The following is a 16,049-nucleotide window of genomic DNA, read 5'->3' on the forward strand; positions in this document are numbered from 1 at the left end:
ATGTCTTGCCTGCTCACCGTGATGTCCCGCGTTCCCATCGTGCCCGCCCGGACGATCGATCCACTCGCGAATCCGCCCTTTCCCGGCGGGTGTCGCGGAAGTACCCGCAGACCGGCGCCGATTCCCCGTTTTCTGGACACCCGCGGTTCACTGGCCGACAATCACCTGCGTGACGTCGTCCTTCGAGTTCTCCACGTACCCCGCGCGGCTGTCCGACGCGGAGCGCGACAAGGCGCTGCAGGTGCTGCGTGACGGCGTCGCCATGGGCAGGCTCTCGCACGACACGTTCGTGCGCCGCATGGAGCTGGCGCTGGCCGCCCGCCGCGCCGACGAACTGGCCGCCCTCGTCGCCGACCTGCCCCGGGAGAACCGTCTCTCCCGCGCGGTCCTCGGCACCGTCGAGGCCGTCTCCGGGTTCACCGTACGGCTGCGCCGGGCCTGGCAGGCCGAGCGGCTGCCCAAGCTGCTGCTGCCGCACCCGGCGCACACCCGTCCGCTGCGCATCGGCCGCGACCCGGCCAACGGGCTGCGCCTGAACCACGAGACGGTCTCCCGAGCGCACGCCGAGCTCAGCCGCCACGGCGGCATGTGGATCCTCAGGGATCTCGGCTCCACCAACGGCACCACCGTCAACGGCCGCCGGGTGATCGGCTCGGTCGTCGTCCGCGAGGGCGACCAGGTCGCCTTCGGCAGGATGGCGTTCCGGCTCGCCGCGAGCTGACCGGCCCCGGCCGGCGTGTTCGAAACCGGCGCTCCCGCACGCGCGCGTGCCTCCCGATCGGGTGATCCGGGCTGTGGAACGCGGCCCCGTGTGCCGATGCATCGGGCATGACGTACCTCACCCGAGTGACCACGGCCGCCGGCGCCCTGCTGGCCTGTGCCGGTCTCCTCGCCGCGGCCCCGGCCCAGGCGGCACCCCGCGCCGCGCGCACGACGTTCCCCCTCACCGACAACTGGCTCTACCTCACCGTCACCCGCGGCGAGAACGCCCAGAGCGGTGACAAGCACGGCACGCTGCTGATGTGCGACCCGCTGCCCCTGGGGTACGCGCGCGCGGCCGAGGCCTGTGCCGAACTCGCGAAGGCCGACGGCGACATCGCCCGCATCCCGCAGAAGAAGGTCTTCTGCCCGATGATCTACGCCCCCGTGACCGTCCACGCGCACGGGCAGTGGAACGGACAGCCGGTCGACTACCAGGAGACCTACACCAGCAAGTGCGCCATGGAAGCGCGCACAGGCGCCGTCTTCGCCGTCGACCACTGACCCGGCCGCCGGGAGGGGCGGCACGGGCGGTGTGGCGGCCTCACACCGCCCGTTCCCGGGCCTGCTGTGCCGCCACCAGCACCGTCCGGGACTGGTGCTCCACCTGATGCTCCAACGGCACCCAGCGGGCCCGGAACCGCGCCGCGAAGGCATCGCACCAGTCGGCGACGAGCTGCTCCAGCCGCGGCGCCGCCCGGTCGCCCGTCTCCCGCAGCACCCGCAGCAGCATCGCCGCCGCCCGCAGCGGCAGCCGCCGCCCGAAGGCGTCCACACTGCCGACGTACGCCATCGTCGTAGCGGCCGGCGGGGTGTGGATCCAGTCCTCGGCCAGGCCCGGGATCAGCTCCAGCGCCCAGCGCGACGCCCGCAGCAGCGGACCGTCCGCGCCGTCCAGGCGGGGCAGTGCCTCGGCGAGGATCCGCTCCACCTCCAGCGAGTCCCGCAGCAGCCGCTGCGCCAGGCGCCGCATCGCCGCCGCCGGTGCCGGGTGCGGCGCCGGATCGTCCACCAGGTCGCTCGCCCACATCGGCACCTCCACCACGGCCGTCAGGCCGCCGTAGCGGTGCGCGTGGTACCAGGTGCTGTGCCGCGCGTCGTCCGGCATGCTCGGATAGGCGGCCCCCGTCTCCGGTCCGGGCATGACGTGCACCCCGGGACCGGAGGCCGGCCAGCCGGCGGCGTCCGAGGCGCCCGTCTCCACCGGGATGTGCAGCTGCGCCGCCGACTTGGCGAACGGCTCGGCGAGCCCCGGCACGTCCCTGGTCAGCTGCACCCAGCTGCCGCCCAGATCGGTGCCGTGCAGGGTCACCTGGAGATAGGGCCGCAGCTCGTCGATCACCCCGGTCAGCGTCCGGGTCTCGGGCGGCAGCCGGTCCGGCGGCAGCACGGACGGCGACCACTCCGGCTGCTCGGCGCCCGTCGGCCGGTAGAAGCCGAGGTGGTAGTCGAGCAGGCTGCGCGGCGCCGGCGTCACATGCAGGCTCGCGCCGTCCGGATCGGCGCACAGCAGGAAGTGCCAGGACGTGTCCGCCCGCAACTCACGCTCGGCCAGTACGCGTTCGGCCAGCACCCGCAGGGTGGAGCCCCCGGTCGGCTCGTTGGCGTGGGCGCCGGCGACCACCAGCACCGCCCGCCGGGCATGCCCCACCGACAGCAGGTGCAGGGGTCTTCCCGCGCGGGAGAAACCCACCTGCCTGAGCGAGCACAGCCCGGGTTCCTGAGCGGCCAACGCCTGAGCGGAGGCGATCAGTTCGGGAACGCTGGGATAGCGCAGCTCCGGCAGAGGACTCACCCCCGACTTGTTCCCGCCCGGCTTCGCCCTCCAAGTCCCGCATGCGAAAGGTGAACTGTCAAGCATGCAGCGGGGGAGGCTACCGGGGGCGCCCGGACGGAGCTGAGGGGGTGCGGCGGGTGCGGTGCGTGCCGTGCGTTCACTGCTGGTGCAGGCCGCGTCCCGCGAGGGTCAGGAACACCTCGCCCACCGCTTCCGACAGCGTGGGGTGGGCGTGCACATGCCGGGCCACGTCCGAGGGCTCGGCGTCCCAGCCGACGATCAGCCGGCTCTCGGCGATCATCTCCGACACGTTCGGACCGACCAGGTGCACGCCGAGCACCTGCCCGCCGCCGGCCTCGGCGACGACCTTCACCATGCCGCCCCCGCCGTGCACCATGCCCTTGGCCACGGCGGTCAACGGCATCGTGTTCACCGCGACCTCGCATCCACGCGCGCGTGCCTCGGTCTCGCTCAGCCCCACCGAGGCGGTCTGCGGCGAGGCGTACGTCACCCGGGGCACCCTCGCGTGGTCCACCTGGGCCGGCCGCAGCCCGGCCAGCGTCTCGGCGACCAGCAGCCGCACGCCCGCCTGCACATCCCCTGGCCGGCCCCGGGAACTTCGCCTGCGCCGCAGCCGTCTCACTCTTCCCCGACCCGCTCCAGCAGCACCACCGGCAACCGGTCGAATAGGTCCGCCACGCGCGTGTCCCCGGTGAACTGCCGTTCCGGCGTGAGCACGTCCGCCCATTGGCCCGGCGGCAGTTCCAGCCGTGTGTCGCGCCAGCCGCCCGTCTCCGCGAGCCGCAGCGACAGCCGGGTCACTGCCGTGACCACCTCGCCGGAGCGTCCGAAGGCCACACAGTGCTCCGCCGCCGGGCCCTCGGCGGTCAGCGGGGTGTACGACGCGGTGGCGCCGAAGGCGTCGGGCCGCCGGGCGCGCAGCCGCAGGGCCGCCGCCGTCAGCGCGTCCTTCTCGCCCGGCACCTCGGGCGGGAACACCACCGGACGCCGGTTGTCCGGGTCCACCAGCGCCCGGTACTCGCCCTCCGTGCCCTGGTACACGTCCGGCACGCCCGGCATCGTCAGATGGACCAGGGCGGTGCCGAGCACGTTGGCCCGGATGTGCGGCTCCAGCGCCTTGCGGAAGGCCGCCACGCGCTCGCCCGGTGCCCCGCACGGCCCGGCCGCGACGAACGCGGCCACCGCCTCCTCGTACGGCGGCTCCTGCTCCGTCCAGCTGGTGTACATGCCCGCCTCGCGCACATGCTTCAGCAGGGCCTGCTGCACCCGCTCCTCCTCGGCCGGCCCCAGCCCGAACACCGTCTGCCAGGCCGCCCAGGCCAGCTGTCCGTCCGGCACGCCCACGCCCTCCTCGGGCCGGTTCACCTCGGCCAGCAACTCCGCCCACCGGCCGGGGCACTCGGTGAGCACGGCCAGCGCGGCGCGTACGTCGGCACTGCGCTTGGTGTCGTGCGTGGAGACCACCGTGCCGGTGACCGGCCACTCGCGCTGCACGCGCGCGCAGTACGCGTGGAAGTCCTCCGGGGACACGCCCGGCCGGCCCGGATCGCCGCCCACCTCGGCCGCCGACAGCAGCGGCACATAGCGGTAGAACGCCGTGTCCTCCACCGACTTGGCGCGCAGCGCGGAGGCGGTCTGCGCGAACCGGGTGCGGAACTCCGCCCGGTCGGCGTGGTCCGGCGTCGACGGGTCACCGGGCGGCTCGACGAGCAGCCGGCGCACGATGCCGACGGCCTCCGCCTCCTCGGGCACCACGAACGCGAGCCGGGCCTCCTCGGCGGCCTCCTCGGTGACGACGGCGGCCGCGTCCCCGGAGGCGTACGGCCGGTACACCCGCATCCGGACCAGCAGCTCCTCCACGGCCGTGCGCAGCGCCCAGGGCGCCCGGTCGCGCAGGCCGAGGTCCGGCGAGGTGGCGCACAGCCGGGTGGCCACCCGGGTGAGCCGGTCGGTCTCGGCGGCCAGCTCGTGCGTGAGCACCTTGTAGGCGGCCCGCCGTGCCGTCGCGTCCCAGTTGCCGCCCCGGTCCGTCTGCGGGGCCGCGAACGCCCGGTAGCGGCCCAGCAGTTCGTACGCCCCCGTCTGGTCGGTGAACAGGCCGTCCACCTGGCGCAGGGCGTCGTATCCGGTGGTGCCCGCGACGGGCCAGGACGCCGGCAGCCGTTCGCCGTCGGCGAGGATCTTCTCCACCACCGTCCAGCGCCCCCCGGTCGCCTCGTGCAGCCGCGCGAGGTAGCCGTCGGGGTCGGCGAGCCCGTCGGGGTGGTCGACGCGCAGCCCGTCGAGCACGCCCTCGTGCACCAGCTGGAGGATCTTGGCGTGGGTGGCGTCGAACACCTCCGGGTCCTCCACGCGCACCCCGATCAGCTCCGAGATGCTGAAGAACCGCCGGTAGTTCAGCTCGGTGCGGGCCAGCCGCCACCACACCGGGCGGTACCACTGGGCGTCCAGCAGCTCCGGCAGCGGCAGGTCGTGGGTGCCCGCGCGGAGCGGGAAGGAGTGCTCGTGGTAGCGCAGCACGTCGCCGTCGACCACGAGATGCTCAAGCTGCGAGCCGAGCGGACCGCCCAGCACCGGCAGCAGCACGCGCCCGTCCTGTGCCTCCCAGTCGATGTCGAACCAGCGCGCGTACGGTGAGCCGGGCCCCTCGCGCAGCACTTCCCACAGGGCGTGGTTGTGCCGGGGCGCCATGGCCATGTGGTTCGGCACGATGTCGGCCACCAGGCCCACACCGTGCTCCCGCGCGGTCCGCGCCAGCGACCTGAGGCCCTCCTCACCGCCCAGTTCCTCGCGCACGCGCGCGTGGTCCACCACGTCGTAGCCGTGCAGGGAGCCCGGCACGGCCTCGAGAACGGGGGACAGGTGCAGGTGCGAGACACCGAGCGACGCCAGGTACGGCACGGCCGCGGCGGCGGCGGCGAACGGGAACGCGGGCTGGAGCTGCAGCCGGTAGGTGGCCGTGGGCACCTCCGGTCCGGGGCGCGCAGAAGTCATGGAGCCTACGTACCCAGCCCGCCGACTTTCGTGTCATCGGGCGTCCGCCACGCGCGCGTACGGGCGAGTGTCCCCGCCCAGGGGCTGCCGCGACACGCTCCCTACGTCGGCCGCTGCAGCACCGTCAGACTGCGGTCCAGCAGGGTGATCCGGTCGCCCGCCCCGACCTTCGTCCCGGATCCCGGCGGCACCCCGTCCGGGCGGGCCGTGTCGACGACCACCTGCCACTGCCGGCCGTGGTTGACCGGCACCAGGAAGTCCAGCGGATCGGGGGAGGCGTTGAACATCAGCAGGAAGGAGTCGTCGCCGATGCGCTCCCCGCGGGTTCCGGGCTCGGAGATCGCGTTGCCGTTCAGGAACACCGTCAGTGCGGACGCCCGTGCCGAGTCCCAGTCCCGCTGGGTCATCTCCTTGCCCTCCGGGGTGAACCACGCGATGTCGGACAGCTCGTCGTGGGTGCCCTCCACCGGGCGGCCGTGGAAGAAGCGGCGCCGCCGGAACACCGGATGGTCCCGGCGCAGCCACACCATCGCGCGCGTGAACTGAAGCAGGTCGCCATCCAGGGACTCCGGCCAGTTCAGCCAGGACAGCTCGTTGTCCTGGCAGTAGGCGTTGTTGTTGCCGCGCTGGGTGCGGGCGAACTCGTCGCCGTGGCTGATCATCGGCACGCCCTGGGACAGCATCAGCGTGGCGATGAAGTTCCGCATCTGCCGGACGCGCAGCGCGAGCACGTCCGGATCGTCGGTCTCGCCCTCCACCCCGCAGTTCCAGGACCGGTTGTGGCTCTCGCCGTCCCGGTTGTCCTCGCCGTTGGCCGCGTTGTGCTTGTCGTTGTACGAGACGAGGTCGTGCAGGGTGAAGCCGTCGTGACAGGTGACGAAGTTGATCGAGGCCAGTGGGCGGCGGCCGTCGTCCTGGTAGAGGTCCGAGGAGCCGGTCAGCCGGGAGGCGAACTCCGCCAGCGCCCGCGGCTCGCCCCGCCACAGGTCCCGTACCGTGTCCCGGTACTTGCCGTTCCACTCCGTCCACAGCGGCGGGAAGTTGCCCACCTGGTAGCCGCCCTCGCCCACGTCCCAGGGCTCGGCGATCAACTTCACCTGGGAGACCACCGGGTCCTGCTGCACCAGGTCGAAGAACGACGACAGCCGGTCCACCTCGTGGAACTGCCGGGCCAGGGTCGCCGCGAGGTCGAAGCGGAAGCCGTCGACGTGCATCTCGGTGACCCAGTACCGCAGCGAGTCCATGATCAGCTGGAGCACGTGCGGGGACCGCATGAGCAGGGAGTTCCCGGTGCCCGTGGTGTCCATGTAGTAGCGCGGGTTGTCGGTGAGGCGGTAGTACTGCCGGTTGTCGATGCCCTTGAAGGACAGCGTCGGGCCCAGATGGTTGCCCTCGGCGGTGTGGTTGTAGACGACGTCCAGGATGACCTCGATCCCGGCCTCGTGCAGTGCCCGGACCGCCGACTTGAACTCCAGTACCTGCTGGCCGCGGTCGCCCCAGGAGGCGTACGCGTTGTGCGGGGCGAAGAAGCCGATGGTGTTGTAGCCCCAGTAGTTGCTCAGGCCCATGTCGACCAGCCGGTGGTCGTGCACGAACTGGTGGACCGGCATCAGCTCCAGGGCCGTCACGCCGAGCTTGGTCAGGTGCTCGATCAGCGCAGGGTGCGCGAGCGCCGCGTACGTGCCGCGCAGCTCCTCCGGCAGCCCCGGATGACGCATGGTCAGGCCCTTGACGTGGGCCTCGTAGATCACCGTGTGGTGGTACTCGGTGCGCGGCGGCCGGTCGTCGCCCCAGTCGAAGTACGGGTTGATCACCACCGAGGCCATGGTGTGCGGGGCCGAGTCCAGGTCGTTGCGGCTGTCCGGAGCGCCGAAGTGGTAGCCGTACACCTCCTCGCCCCACCGGATCGCACCGCTGATCGCCTTCGCGTACGGGTCGAGCAGCAGCTTCGCGGAGTTGCAGCGCAGCCCGCGCCCGGGGTCGTACGGGCCGTGCACCCGGAACCCGTACCGCTGTCCCGGCATCACGCCCGGCACGTACGCGTGCCGCACGAACGCGTCGCTCTCGCGGAGCTCCACGGCCGTCTCCGAGCCGTCGTCGTGCAGCAGACACAGCTCTACTCGGTCCGCGGCCTCCGTGAAGACCGCGAAGTTGGTTCCGGCGCCGTCGTAGGTGGCGCCGAGCGGATACGCCTGTCCAGGCCAGACCTGCATGGCTACGACTCTCCCAGGTGTGCCACCGCCGCGGGGCCGCGTTGGGCCCCGAGTCGCCGCGAATTGACGGAACTCCTGTCTCTTGCGTCCCTCTTACCCACCGGCCGGCGCACACGATGGCTCTCGTACCCGCTGTGCGCCGGACCAGTGGGGCACCCGTTGTCGTCGAAGGATCACCGCTGGTGGCGGGTGGTCAGCGCGACCGGCAGGAACACCGGCAGGAACAACGACGGACATGCACGTTCGTACGAGACGGCCCCCGGTCCCACCATCCAGTACCTCGGCCGATGCCGGTGCACTGGCAGGGCTTCGCCATCGCCCCCGGGACGTGACCGCTATGAATCCGCTCACTCCGCGTGACCTGGCATGGCAGAACGGCCACTGCGAGCCGTGTAGTTGAGGAAAGCAGTTGAGAAACCGACCTGTCCATCCGGCTGCACCGCCCACCTCTCGCGGAGTACCCTTCCTTGATCGTTGAGACGGGAAAGGCCCGGGGATCGGAAGGCGGTGCACGGGTGGGCTCGGGAGGCCTGGAGCTGCCCCCTGGTGACGAGGGTCACGAGGGGAACTCCACAGACGTCCCGCCCGGCGCGGTGTCCCTGGCCCGCCCGATGGACGCGGGGTCCATCGGGCCGGAGCTGGACTGGGACGCCGACGCCTGGCGCGAGGTGCGCACCCGTGCCCAGCGGGCCGGCCGGGCCTACATCTGGCTGAACCTCGTCGAGCAGCGGCTGCGCGCGGTCGTGGCCGCTGTCCTGCGCCCGATCTACGAACCCGTCCACGGGGACGACTGGGTGGTCGCCGCGGCCGGTCCGGCCGGACAGGAGTGGGTGCAGCGCGCGGTCGCCGTCCGCGAGGTCAGCCGCCGCAAGGGCTATCTGCTCGACCCGGCCGACGACAACGTGCTCAGCTTCCTCACCCTGCCCCAGCTGCGCGAACTGATGGTGCAGCACTGGCCGTGCTTCGAGCCGTACTTCGACGAGCGCCGCGACCTCGAACTCGCGCTGGACGAGCTGGAGGTGACCCGCAACGTCGTCTCCCGCAACCGGGCGCTGTCCGAGGCGGTCCTGAGCCAGGCCGAGCGCGCCTCCGCCCGGCTGCTGGAGACGCTCGGCGCCGGCGGTGACGTGCCCTCCGCGCGCCGGCTGCCCGTGGACGCGGTCGAGGACCTGGTCGGCGACCGGTACGCCGATGTCGTCGCCGTCCACTCCGACCGGGTGCGGCTGATGCGTCAGTTCCCCGCCGAGGACCTCTTCGGCGGCGCCCGCCGCCTCGACGCCATCGGCATCGGCCTCAACCTGCTCGTGCAGAACTTCTCCGGCCGCCGTCTGGTCCGGCTCGCCGAGACCGGCTGCCGGGTACGGCTGCTCTTCCTCAACCCGGCCTCCAGCTCGGTCAAGCGCCGCGAGCGCGAACTCGGGATGAAACGGGGCGAACTGGGCCGCTCCGTCGAGATGAACATCCTGCACATGCGCCGGGTCCGCTCCCGGCTGCGCGACCCGGGCGCCTTCGAGATCCAGGTCTACGACGAGACACCGCGCTTCACCGCCTACCTGGTGGACGGCGACGGCGCCGACGGCATCGCCGTGGTGCAGTCCTATCTGCGCGGGGCGCGCGGGATGGAGTCCCCGGTCCTGGTGCTGCGCAACGGCGGCAAGCTGGTCAAGCCGGGCGACGTGGGCGAAGCAGGACTCTTTCCGACATACCGCGAGGAGTTCGAGCTGACGTGGGCGGATTCGCGCCCGGTGTCCTGAGCCCTGTCCCGAACTGTCCGCCGGCGCAAGCGGAACGCGGTCCTCGGATTGTCAGTGCCGCGTGCGATGGTGGAGGCCACTGGGGGAAAGCACCACCAAGAAGGGGGGCCGCCCATGGGCTGGCACCGGGAGCTGCTGATCGGCTTCGACCTGGAGACGACCGGGACCGATCCGCGCGAGGCACGCATCGTCACCGGCGCGGTGATCGAGGTCAGGGCCGGTGAGCCCATGGGACGCCGGGAGTGGCTGGCCGATCCGGGCGTGGAGATCCCGGCGGACGCGGTGGCGGTGCACGGCATCAGCAACGAGCGGGCGGCGGCCGAGGGCCACCCGGCCGACCGGGTGGCCGACTCCATCGCCGACGTCCTGGTGGGGTACTGGAAGACGGGCGTCCCGGTCGTCGCCTACAACGCCGCCTTCGACCTCACCCTGCTCTCCGCCGAACTGCGCCGCCACGCCCTGCCGTCCCTCGCCGACCGCCTGGGCGGCCTTGCCCCCGCCCCGGTCATCGACCCCTACACCATCGACCGCTGGGTCGACCGCTATCGCCGCGGCAAACGGAACCTGGAAGCGGTCTGCGCCGAGTACGGCATACCCCTCGACGCGGCCCACACGGCCCCGGCCGACGCCCTCGCCGCAGCGCGCCTCGCCTCCGCGATAGCCGGCCGCCACCCGAAGATCGCGGCCCTGGGCGCCGCCGAACTCCACCGACGCCAGATCCAGTGGTATGCGCAGTGGGCGGCGGACTTCCAGGCGTTCCTGCGCCGCAAGGGGGATGCAGGGGCGGTGGTGGACGGGGCGTGGCCGCTGCGGGAGTTGGCGGCGGCACAGTCCGCCTAGCCGCTGTCAGAACGGGTACCAGCGGACGGTCTCGTCCCCGTCCCGCAGCGATGCGACCCGCCGCCGGAACTCGGCCAGCGCCTTGGGGTTGCTCGGCGCGTGCTGGGCCACCCAGGCACAGCTGGCCGTCTCCCGGGCCCCGCGGAGCACACCGCAGCCCTGCCACTCCCGTACGTCCCACCCGTACGCCTCGGTGAAGGAGTCGTACGCCTCGGCGGGCAGCCCGTACCGGTCCCGGGAGAGGGCCATGACCACCAGGTCGTGCTCGCGCAGGTCGGCGGAGAAGGTCTCCAGGTCGACCAGGACCGGCCCGTCCGGTCCGATGTGCACATTGCGGGGCAGCGCGTCCCCGTGGATCGGGCCCGGCGGCAGATGGGGCGTCAGCGCGGCCGAGGCCGCCGCGAACCCGTCCCGGCGCGCCCGGAGGTAGGCCGCGTCCGCGGGGTCGATCGCGTCGCCCGCGAGGCGCAGCCAGCGCTCCACCCCGCCCAGCAGTTCGCGGGGCGGCAGCGCGAAGGAAGGAGAGGGAAGTGCGTGCACCATCCGCAGCAACCGCGCCAGATCCGGGGGTTCGGCGGGGCGCACCGGGTCAGGCAGCCGGTGCCACACGGTCACCGGATGGCCCTGGACCAGCCGCGGCTTCGGCTCCGCCGCCCGCACCGCCGGCACGCCCGCCTCGGCCAGCCAGCCGGCGATGTCCAGCTCGCGCCGGGCCCGTTCGAACAGCTCGGCGTCGCGGCCGACCTTCACCACCAGATCACCGGCGGCGAACACCGCGTTCTCGCCGAGGGAGAGGAGGGCCGCGTCCCGGGCCGGGCCGGGCAGCACCCCCGCCGAGGCCAGTACGTCCCGTGCCCGTGCCTCGTCCATCGTGCCTCCGTGCCGTGCCGTGCCGTGTCGTCCGCGTCGTCCGCGTCGTCCCGTGCCGTCTCTCCGGCCAGTCTCGCATTCGCACAGGTCGGCGGTGTGCGCGGTTCCTTCCCCGCCGCCGGAGGGGCGGAAAATCGCTTTGAACGAGACGTCTCGTCTCGTCTACCCTCGACGCCATGACCACGCCCGCCCATATCGCCATGTTCTCCATCGCCGCGCACGGCCATGTGAACCCCAGCCTGGAGGTGATCCGCGAACTCGTGGCCCGGGGCCACCGGGTCACGTACGCCATCCCGCCGGTGTTCGCCGAGAAGGTGGCCGCCACCGGGGTCCGTCCCGTGCCGTACACCTCCACGCTGCCCGGACCCGACGCCGACCCCGAGGCCTGGGGGAGCACACTGCTGGACAACGTGGAGCCGTTCCTGGACGACGCGATCCAGGCGCTTCCACAGCTCATCGAGGCCTACGCGGGCGACGAGCCCGACCTCGTGCTGCACGACATCGCCTCCTACCCGGCCCGCGTCCTCGCCCACCGCTGGGGCGTCCCGGCGATCTCCCTCTCCCCGAACCTCGTCGCCTGGGAGGGCTACGAGGCGGAGGTGGCCGAGCCGATGTGGGCGGAGCCGAGGCAGACCCCGCGCGGGCAGGCGTACTACGCCAGGTTCGAGGCGTGGCTGGCGGAGAACGGGATCACCCAGCACCCGGATCCCTTCGCTGGCCGGCCCGCCCGCTCGCTCGTCCTCATCCCGAAGGCGCTGCAGCCGCACGCCGACCGGGTCGACGAACGCGTCCACACCTTCGTCGGCGCCTGTCAGGGTGACCGCGCCGACCAGGGCGACTGGCGGCGGCCGGCCGGCGCCGAGAAGGTCGTGCTGGTGTCCCTCGGCTCGGCCTTCACCAGGCAACCCGGGTTCTACCGGGAGTGCGTGCGAGCCTTCGGGGACCTGCCCGGCTGGCACCTGGTCCTCCAGGTCGGCCGGCATGTGCGCCCGGCCGACCTGGGCGACGTACCCGGCAACGTAGAAGTGCACAGCTGGGTACCGCAGTTGGCGATCCTCAGGCAGGCCGACCTGTTCGTCACGCACGCGGGCGCGGGCGGCAGCCAGGAGGGGCTCGCCACCGCCACGCCGATGATCGCCGTACCGCAGGCCGTCGACCAGTTCGGCAACGCCGACGTGCTCCAGGCCCGCGGTGTCGCCCGCCGTCTGGACACCGAGGAGGCCACCGCCGACCGCCTCCGCGAGACCGCGCTCACCCTGGTGGCCGACCCGGAGGTGGCCCGGCGCCTGAAGGAGATCCAGGCGGAGATGGCCGAGGAGGGCGGCACCCGGCGGGCGGCGGACCTGATCGAGGCCGAACTGCTGCTTCGTACGGGGAAGTAAGACTCAAAAGGGGCGTGGGGAACTGGTGACCAGCCCCCACGCCCCGCACCCGCGCACAGCCTGTACCGCCCCCGGCGAGCAGGCGTGCCGGATCACACCGGCAACCGCTCCCCCTCCTCCCGTACCTGCCGCGAGGCAACCGGCGCCTCGTCATGGGTGAGGTCGGGCAAGCGGCGCAGCCACTTCGGCAGGTACCAGTTGCGGTCGCCGAGCAGGGCCATCACCGCCGGCAGCAGCACCCCGCGGATGACCGTCGCGTCGATGAGGACCGCCGCGGCCAGACCCACGCCCATCTGCTTCATGGACTGCATCGACAGCGTGCCGAAGATCGCGAACACGGCGACCATGATGACCGCGGCGCTGGTGACGACGCCGGCCGTGGTCACCACGCCGTGCCGGATCGCGTCCTTCGTCGTACGGCCGCTCAGGTGGGCCTCGCGGATCCGGGACACCACGAACACGTGGTAGTCCATCGACAGCCCGAACAGGATCACGAACAGGAACAGCGGCAGCCATGTCACGATCGCGCCGACGCCCTCGGCGCCCACCAGTGAGGCACCCCAGCCGTGCTGGAAGACCGCGACGAGGACACCGTACGCGGCGCCGACCGACAGCAGGTTGAGCACGATCGAGGTGATCGCGACGGTCAGCGAGCGGAACGACAGCAGCATCAGCAGGAAGGCGAACACGATCACGAACGCGAAGACCGGGACGACGGAACCGAGCAGCTGGTCGTTGAAGTCGTGGTTCCCGGCCACCTGTCCGGTGATCGGTGCCTGCACCCCGTCCACCTTGCCGAGCGTGGCGGGCCGCACCTCGTCGCGCAGCTTGTCCAGGCTCTTGACCGCCCGGTCCATGTCCGAGCCACCGACCAGCGGTACGGAGACCAGGGCGATGTTCTGCGCGTCGTGCAGCCGGATGTCGACCGGGCCGCGCGAGGCGCCCGAGGCGATCGCCTGCTGTTTGAAGTCGGCCAGCGCCCGCCGTACCTCGGGCGCGCCTATGTCCTTGGCCTTGACGACGACCTGAGCCGGCTCACTGCCGCCCGGGAAGGCGTCGTTGATCCGGTCGTACGTCTGTACGATCGGCAGCGACTTGCCGAACTCCTGGTCCAGGGTGAGCTGTTGGGTCTTCATGCCGAGCGCGGGTGCGGCCACCGCCAGCAGGGCACCGGCCGCCACGACGACGGAGACCAGCGGCCGGGCCAGCACCACGCGCAGTACGGCGGTCCAGATCCGGCTGCCCTCGTCCGCGGCCCGCTTCCCGCGCCGGCGGCCCAGGAACGGGATCCGCCCCTTCTCGACCCGCTCCCCGAGCAGCGACAGCAGCGCCGGCAGGACCGTCACCGACCCGACCATGGCGACCGCGACCACCATCAGCGAGGCCAGGCCCATCGCCTCGAATCCGGCGAGCCCGGTGAAGAGCATGCCCGCCATCGCCACGCACACCGTGACCCCGGAGACGATGACCGCCCGGCCGCTGGTGGCGGCGGCGATCCTCAGGGCGGTGCCCGCGTCCTTGCCCGCCTGCCGTTCCTCGCGCTCGCGGCGCAGATAGAACAGGCAGTAGTCGACGCCGACGGCCATACCGACCAGCAGCATCACGGAGTTGGCGGTGTCGCTCATCGGCTGCACGTGGCTGACGAGGCCCATCAGGCCCATCGTCGCCATGATCGCGGTGATCGCGAGGGCCACCGGCAGCAGCGCCGCCACCAGCGCCCCGAAGGCGATCAGCAGAATGCCGAGGGCCACCGGCACCGCCGAGTACTCGGCCTGCTTGAAGTCGTCCCCGAAGGCGTCCTTGTACTGCTTCTGCATGCTGGCGCCGCCGATCTCCTCGATCCGCAGGCCGCCGTGCGCCTTCTGCACCCCGGCGACCGCGTTCAGCACCGGCTCGACCCGGTCCACGGCCGTCTTGGCGTCCCCGCGCAGGTCGAACTGCACCAGCGCGCTGCGGCCGTCCCGGGAGATGGTGTGCGTGTCGTAGGGCGAGGTCACGGCGGTGACCTTCCCGGTGCCCTCGACGGCCTTCACCACATCGGCGACGGCGCCCCGGAACTCGACGCCGGTCGCCGTGACCGAGGCGTCCTTGGACTGGATCAGGACCGTCTCGCCGGCCGGCTCCTTGATCCCCGCGTCGTCGATGATCCGGGCGGCGGTGTGCGTCTCGCCCTTGAGCTGGTTGTTCTCGTCCACGTCGACCCGGCCCGCCGCCGAACCCAGCCCCATGGCCAGCACGACGAACAGTACCCATATGCCCACGGCCGCCCAGCGGTGCCGGGCGCTCCAGCCGCCGGCGCGGGCGGCCAGCCCCCGCACCGGCACGTCCCTGTTCCCCATCGCGGGTCTTACCCCCTCGTGTGCGGTGGCGACCCCCTGCCGCCACCTCTGCGCTTGCTTCGGTATGACCGTATGAGCCGGATAAATGCGCCTCGTCGTGCTGCCCGGTGAACTCGGTGACCCGCCGGTCAGCACTGGGGAGGACAGCGGCCCCTTACACCTATCCGCGCTTCTCGGGGGCGTGTCTCGGGGTTCGACGGCCCGTTCCGCAGCCTGTTGCGCAGGTTGTACGCCGTGGGTCGCCGGCCGTCGGACATGGGTTGTCCGTTCTGCCGTCGGCGCGTCGGTTTGTGATTACAAAACCTTGTTGAACAAGTCACAGGTGCGTGTAGAGGTTGATCCACCACCCGCCGATCGGCGAGAGTTTCGCGCAGCCCCGCCGTGCGCGGGCCCGGCCGTCGTGCCCACCCCCACGGGGCACGACGGCCGCTCTACGCTGGCCGGATGACGACCTACGCGGCGCTGTTGCGCGGAATCAACGTCGGCGGCAGCAGGAAGCTGCCGATGGCCGACCTCCGTACGCTGCTGAGCGGCCTCGGCCACACCGGCGTACGGACCCATCTGCAGAGCGGCCAGGCCGTGTTCACCACCGCTCACGGCGACGAGGAGTCGCTGGCGGCGGAGTTGAGCCGGGCGGTCGAGGAGCGGTTCGGCTTCGCGGTCGACGTGATCGTGCGCGACCACGCCTATCTGGCGGCGGTCGCCGAGGCCTGCCCGTTCCCGGCCGCCGAGCTGCAGCCCAAGCAACTGCACGTCACGTACTTCTCCGCACCGGCCGCCCCGGACCGCTACGCCGGCATCGACGCCGCCGCGTATCTCCCCGAGGAGTTCCGCCTCGGCGACCGCTGCCTGTACCTGTACGCCCCCGAGGGCCTCGGCCGCTCCAAGCTCGCCGAGGCCCTGTCCCGCCCGCGCCTGACCAAGGGCCTGATCGCCACGAGCCGGAACTGGAACACCGTGCTCAAGCTGGTCGAGCTGACGGCTCCGGGAGCGTGACGGTCCGCGGACCGAGGAACGGCGCGTGCGGGAGGATCTCGCGGGGAGGGACCCAGTCGTCCCAGGGCAGCGGCTCGGTGCCGGTCAGCACGGCCAGGTCCAGT

General features: G+C 72.2%; 10 protein-coding genes and 3 pseudogenes. 7 read left to right on the forward strand and 6 right to left on the reverse strand.

Features of this window, described 5'->3' with window-relative positions:
* Positions 1 to 169: 169 nt before the first annotated feature.
* Both ACWC2T_RS09860 and ACWC2T_RS09865 read left to right on the forward strand, forming a co-directional pair.
* Positions 170 to 721, forward strand: coding sequence for an FHA domain-containing protein (locus ACWC2T_RS09860; protein ID WP_450669863.1), 552 nt, complete (start codon positions 170 to 172; stop codon positions 719 to 721).
* Between the two features lie 107 nt (positions 722 to 828).
* Positions 829 to 1,263 (forward strand): subtilase-type protease inhibitor, encoded by a 435-nt coding sequence (locus ACWC2T_RS09865; protein WP_450669864.1) that lies wholly within the window; start codon positions 829 to 831, stop codon positions 1,261 to 1,263.
* Between the two features lie 40 nt (positions 1,264 to 1,303).
* Here the strand turns inward: ACWC2T_RS09865 and ACWC2T_RS09870 are convergent, their stop codons facing one another.
* The 4 genes and pseudogenes from ACWC2T_RS09870 to glgX all read right to left on the reverse strand — a co-directional run bounded on the left by ACWC2T_RS09870 (position 1,304) and on the right by glgX (position 7,764).
* Complete coding sequence (locus ACWC2T_RS09870; protein WP_450669865.1) at positions 1,304 to 2,554, reverse strand: M14 family zinc carboxypeptidase; 1,251 nt, start codon at positions 2,552 to 2,554, stop codon at positions 1,304 to 1,306.
* Between the two features lie 139 nt (positions 2,555 to 2,693).
* Positions 2,694 to 3,113, reverse strand: a pseudogene (locus tag ACWC2T_RS09875) (dihydrolipoyl dehydrogenase); the annotation flags it as partial.
* Between the two features lie 62 nt (positions 3,114 to 3,175).
* Positions 3,176 to 5,551 carry a malto-oligosyltrehalose synthase gene (treY, locus tag ACWC2T_RS09880; protein WP_450669866.1) on the reverse strand — a complete coding sequence of 792 codons (2,376 nt, stop codon included), beginning with the start codon at positions 5,549 to 5,551 and terminating at the stop codon, positions 3,176 to 3,178.
* A gap of 101 nt (positions 5,552 to 5,652) precedes the next feature.
* On the reverse strand, positions 5,653 to 7,764 hold the full coding sequence (gene glgX / locus ACWC2T_RS09885; protein ID WP_450669867.1) for a glycogen debranching protein GlgX: 2,112 nt from the start codon (positions 7,762 to 7,764) through the stop codon (positions 5,653 to 5,655).
* A gap of 165 nt (positions 7,765 to 7,929) precedes the next feature.
* Here glgX and ACWC2T_RS09890 point away from each other — a divergent pair.
* From ACWC2T_RS09890 to ACWC2T_RS09900, 3 genes and pseudogenes are all read left to right on the forward strand, one after another.
* Positions 7,930 to 8,164 (forward strand): annotated as a pseudogene (locus ACWC2T_RS09890) (hypothetical protein); the annotation flags it as partial.
* Between the two features lie 115 nt (positions 8,165 to 8,279).
* Positions 8,280 to 9,518 carry an SAV2148 family HEPN domain-containing protein gene (locus ACWC2T_RS09895; protein ID WP_450669868.1) on the forward strand — a complete coding sequence of 413 codons (1,239 nt, stop codon included), beginning with the start codon at positions 8,280 to 8,282 and terminating at the stop codon, positions 9,516 to 9,518.
* 114 nt (positions 9,519 to 9,632) lie between these two features.
* Entirely contained in the window at positions 9,633 to 10,358 is a 726-nt protein-coding gene (locus ACWC2T_RS09900) for an exonuclease domain-containing protein (protein WP_450669869.1), read from the forward strand.
* 6 nt (positions 10,359 to 10,364) lie between these two features.
* On the opposite strand, the gene ACWC2T_RS09905 is transcribed toward ACWC2T_RS09900, so the two are convergent.
* A complete protein-coding gene (locus ACWC2T_RS09905; protein ID WP_450669870.1) occupies positions 10,365 to 11,228 on the reverse strand; it encodes a phosphotransferase enzyme family protein in 864 nt (287 codons plus the stop codon).
* Positions 11,229 to 11,361: 133 nt separating this feature from the next.
* Between ACWC2T_RS09905 and mgt the strand changes: the two are divergent.
* Positions 11,362 to 12,610: pseudogene (mgt, locus tag ACWC2T_RS09910) on the forward strand (macrolide-inactivating glycosyltransferase).
* Between the two features lie 92 nt (positions 12,611 to 12,702).
* On the opposite strand, the gene ACWC2T_RS09915 reads toward mgt, so the two are convergent.
* Positions 12,703 to 14,949, reverse strand: a complete 2,247-nt coding sequence (locus tag ACWC2T_RS09915) for an MMPL family transporter (RefSeq protein ID WP_450669871.1) — start codon at positions 14,947 to 14,949, stop codon at positions 12,703 to 12,705.
* Positions 14,950 to 15,393: 444 nt separating this feature from the next.
* On the opposite strand from ACWC2T_RS09915, the gene ACWC2T_RS09920 reads away from it, so the two are divergent.
* Positions 15,394 to 15,945, forward strand: a complete 552-nt coding sequence (locus tag ACWC2T_RS09920; protein WP_450669872.1) for a DUF1697 domain-containing protein — start codon at positions 15,394 to 15,396, stop codon at positions 15,943 to 15,945.
* Positions 15,946 to 16,049 lie beyond the last annotated feature (104 nt).

Source organism: Streptomyces sp. NPDC001393 (genome assembly GCF_053597455.1).

Bases quoted from the DNA above. Each gene is read 5' to 3' on its own strand.
- ACWC2T_RS09865 (WP_450669864.1), top strand. From the start codon at position 829: ATGACGTACCTCACCCGAGTGACCACGGCCGCCGGCGCCCTGCTGGCC.
- treY (WP_450669866.1), bottom strand. From the start codon at position 5,551: ATGACTTCTGCGCGCCCCGGACCGGAGGTGCCCACGGCCACCTACCGG.
- glgX (WP_450669867.1), bottom strand. From the start codon at position 7,764: ATGCAGGTCTGGCCTGGACAGGCGTATCCGCTCGGCGCCACCTACGAC.
- ACWC2T_RS09900 (WP_450669869.1), top strand. From the start codon at position 9,633: ATGGGCTGGCACCGGGAGCTGCTGATCGGCTTCGACCTGGAGACGACC.
- ACWC2T_RS09905 (WP_450669870.1), bottom strand. From the start codon at position 11,228: ATGGACGAGGCACGGGCACGGGACGTACTGGCCTCGGCGGGGGTGCTG.
- ACWC2T_RS09915 (WP_450669871.1), bottom strand. From the start codon at position 14,949: ATGGGGAACAGGGACGTGCCGGTGCGGGGGCTGGCCGCCCGCGCCGGC.
- ACWC2T_RS09920 (WP_450669872.1), top strand. From the start codon at position 15,394: ATGACGACCTACGCGGCGCTGTTGCGCGGAATCAACGTCGGCGGCAGC.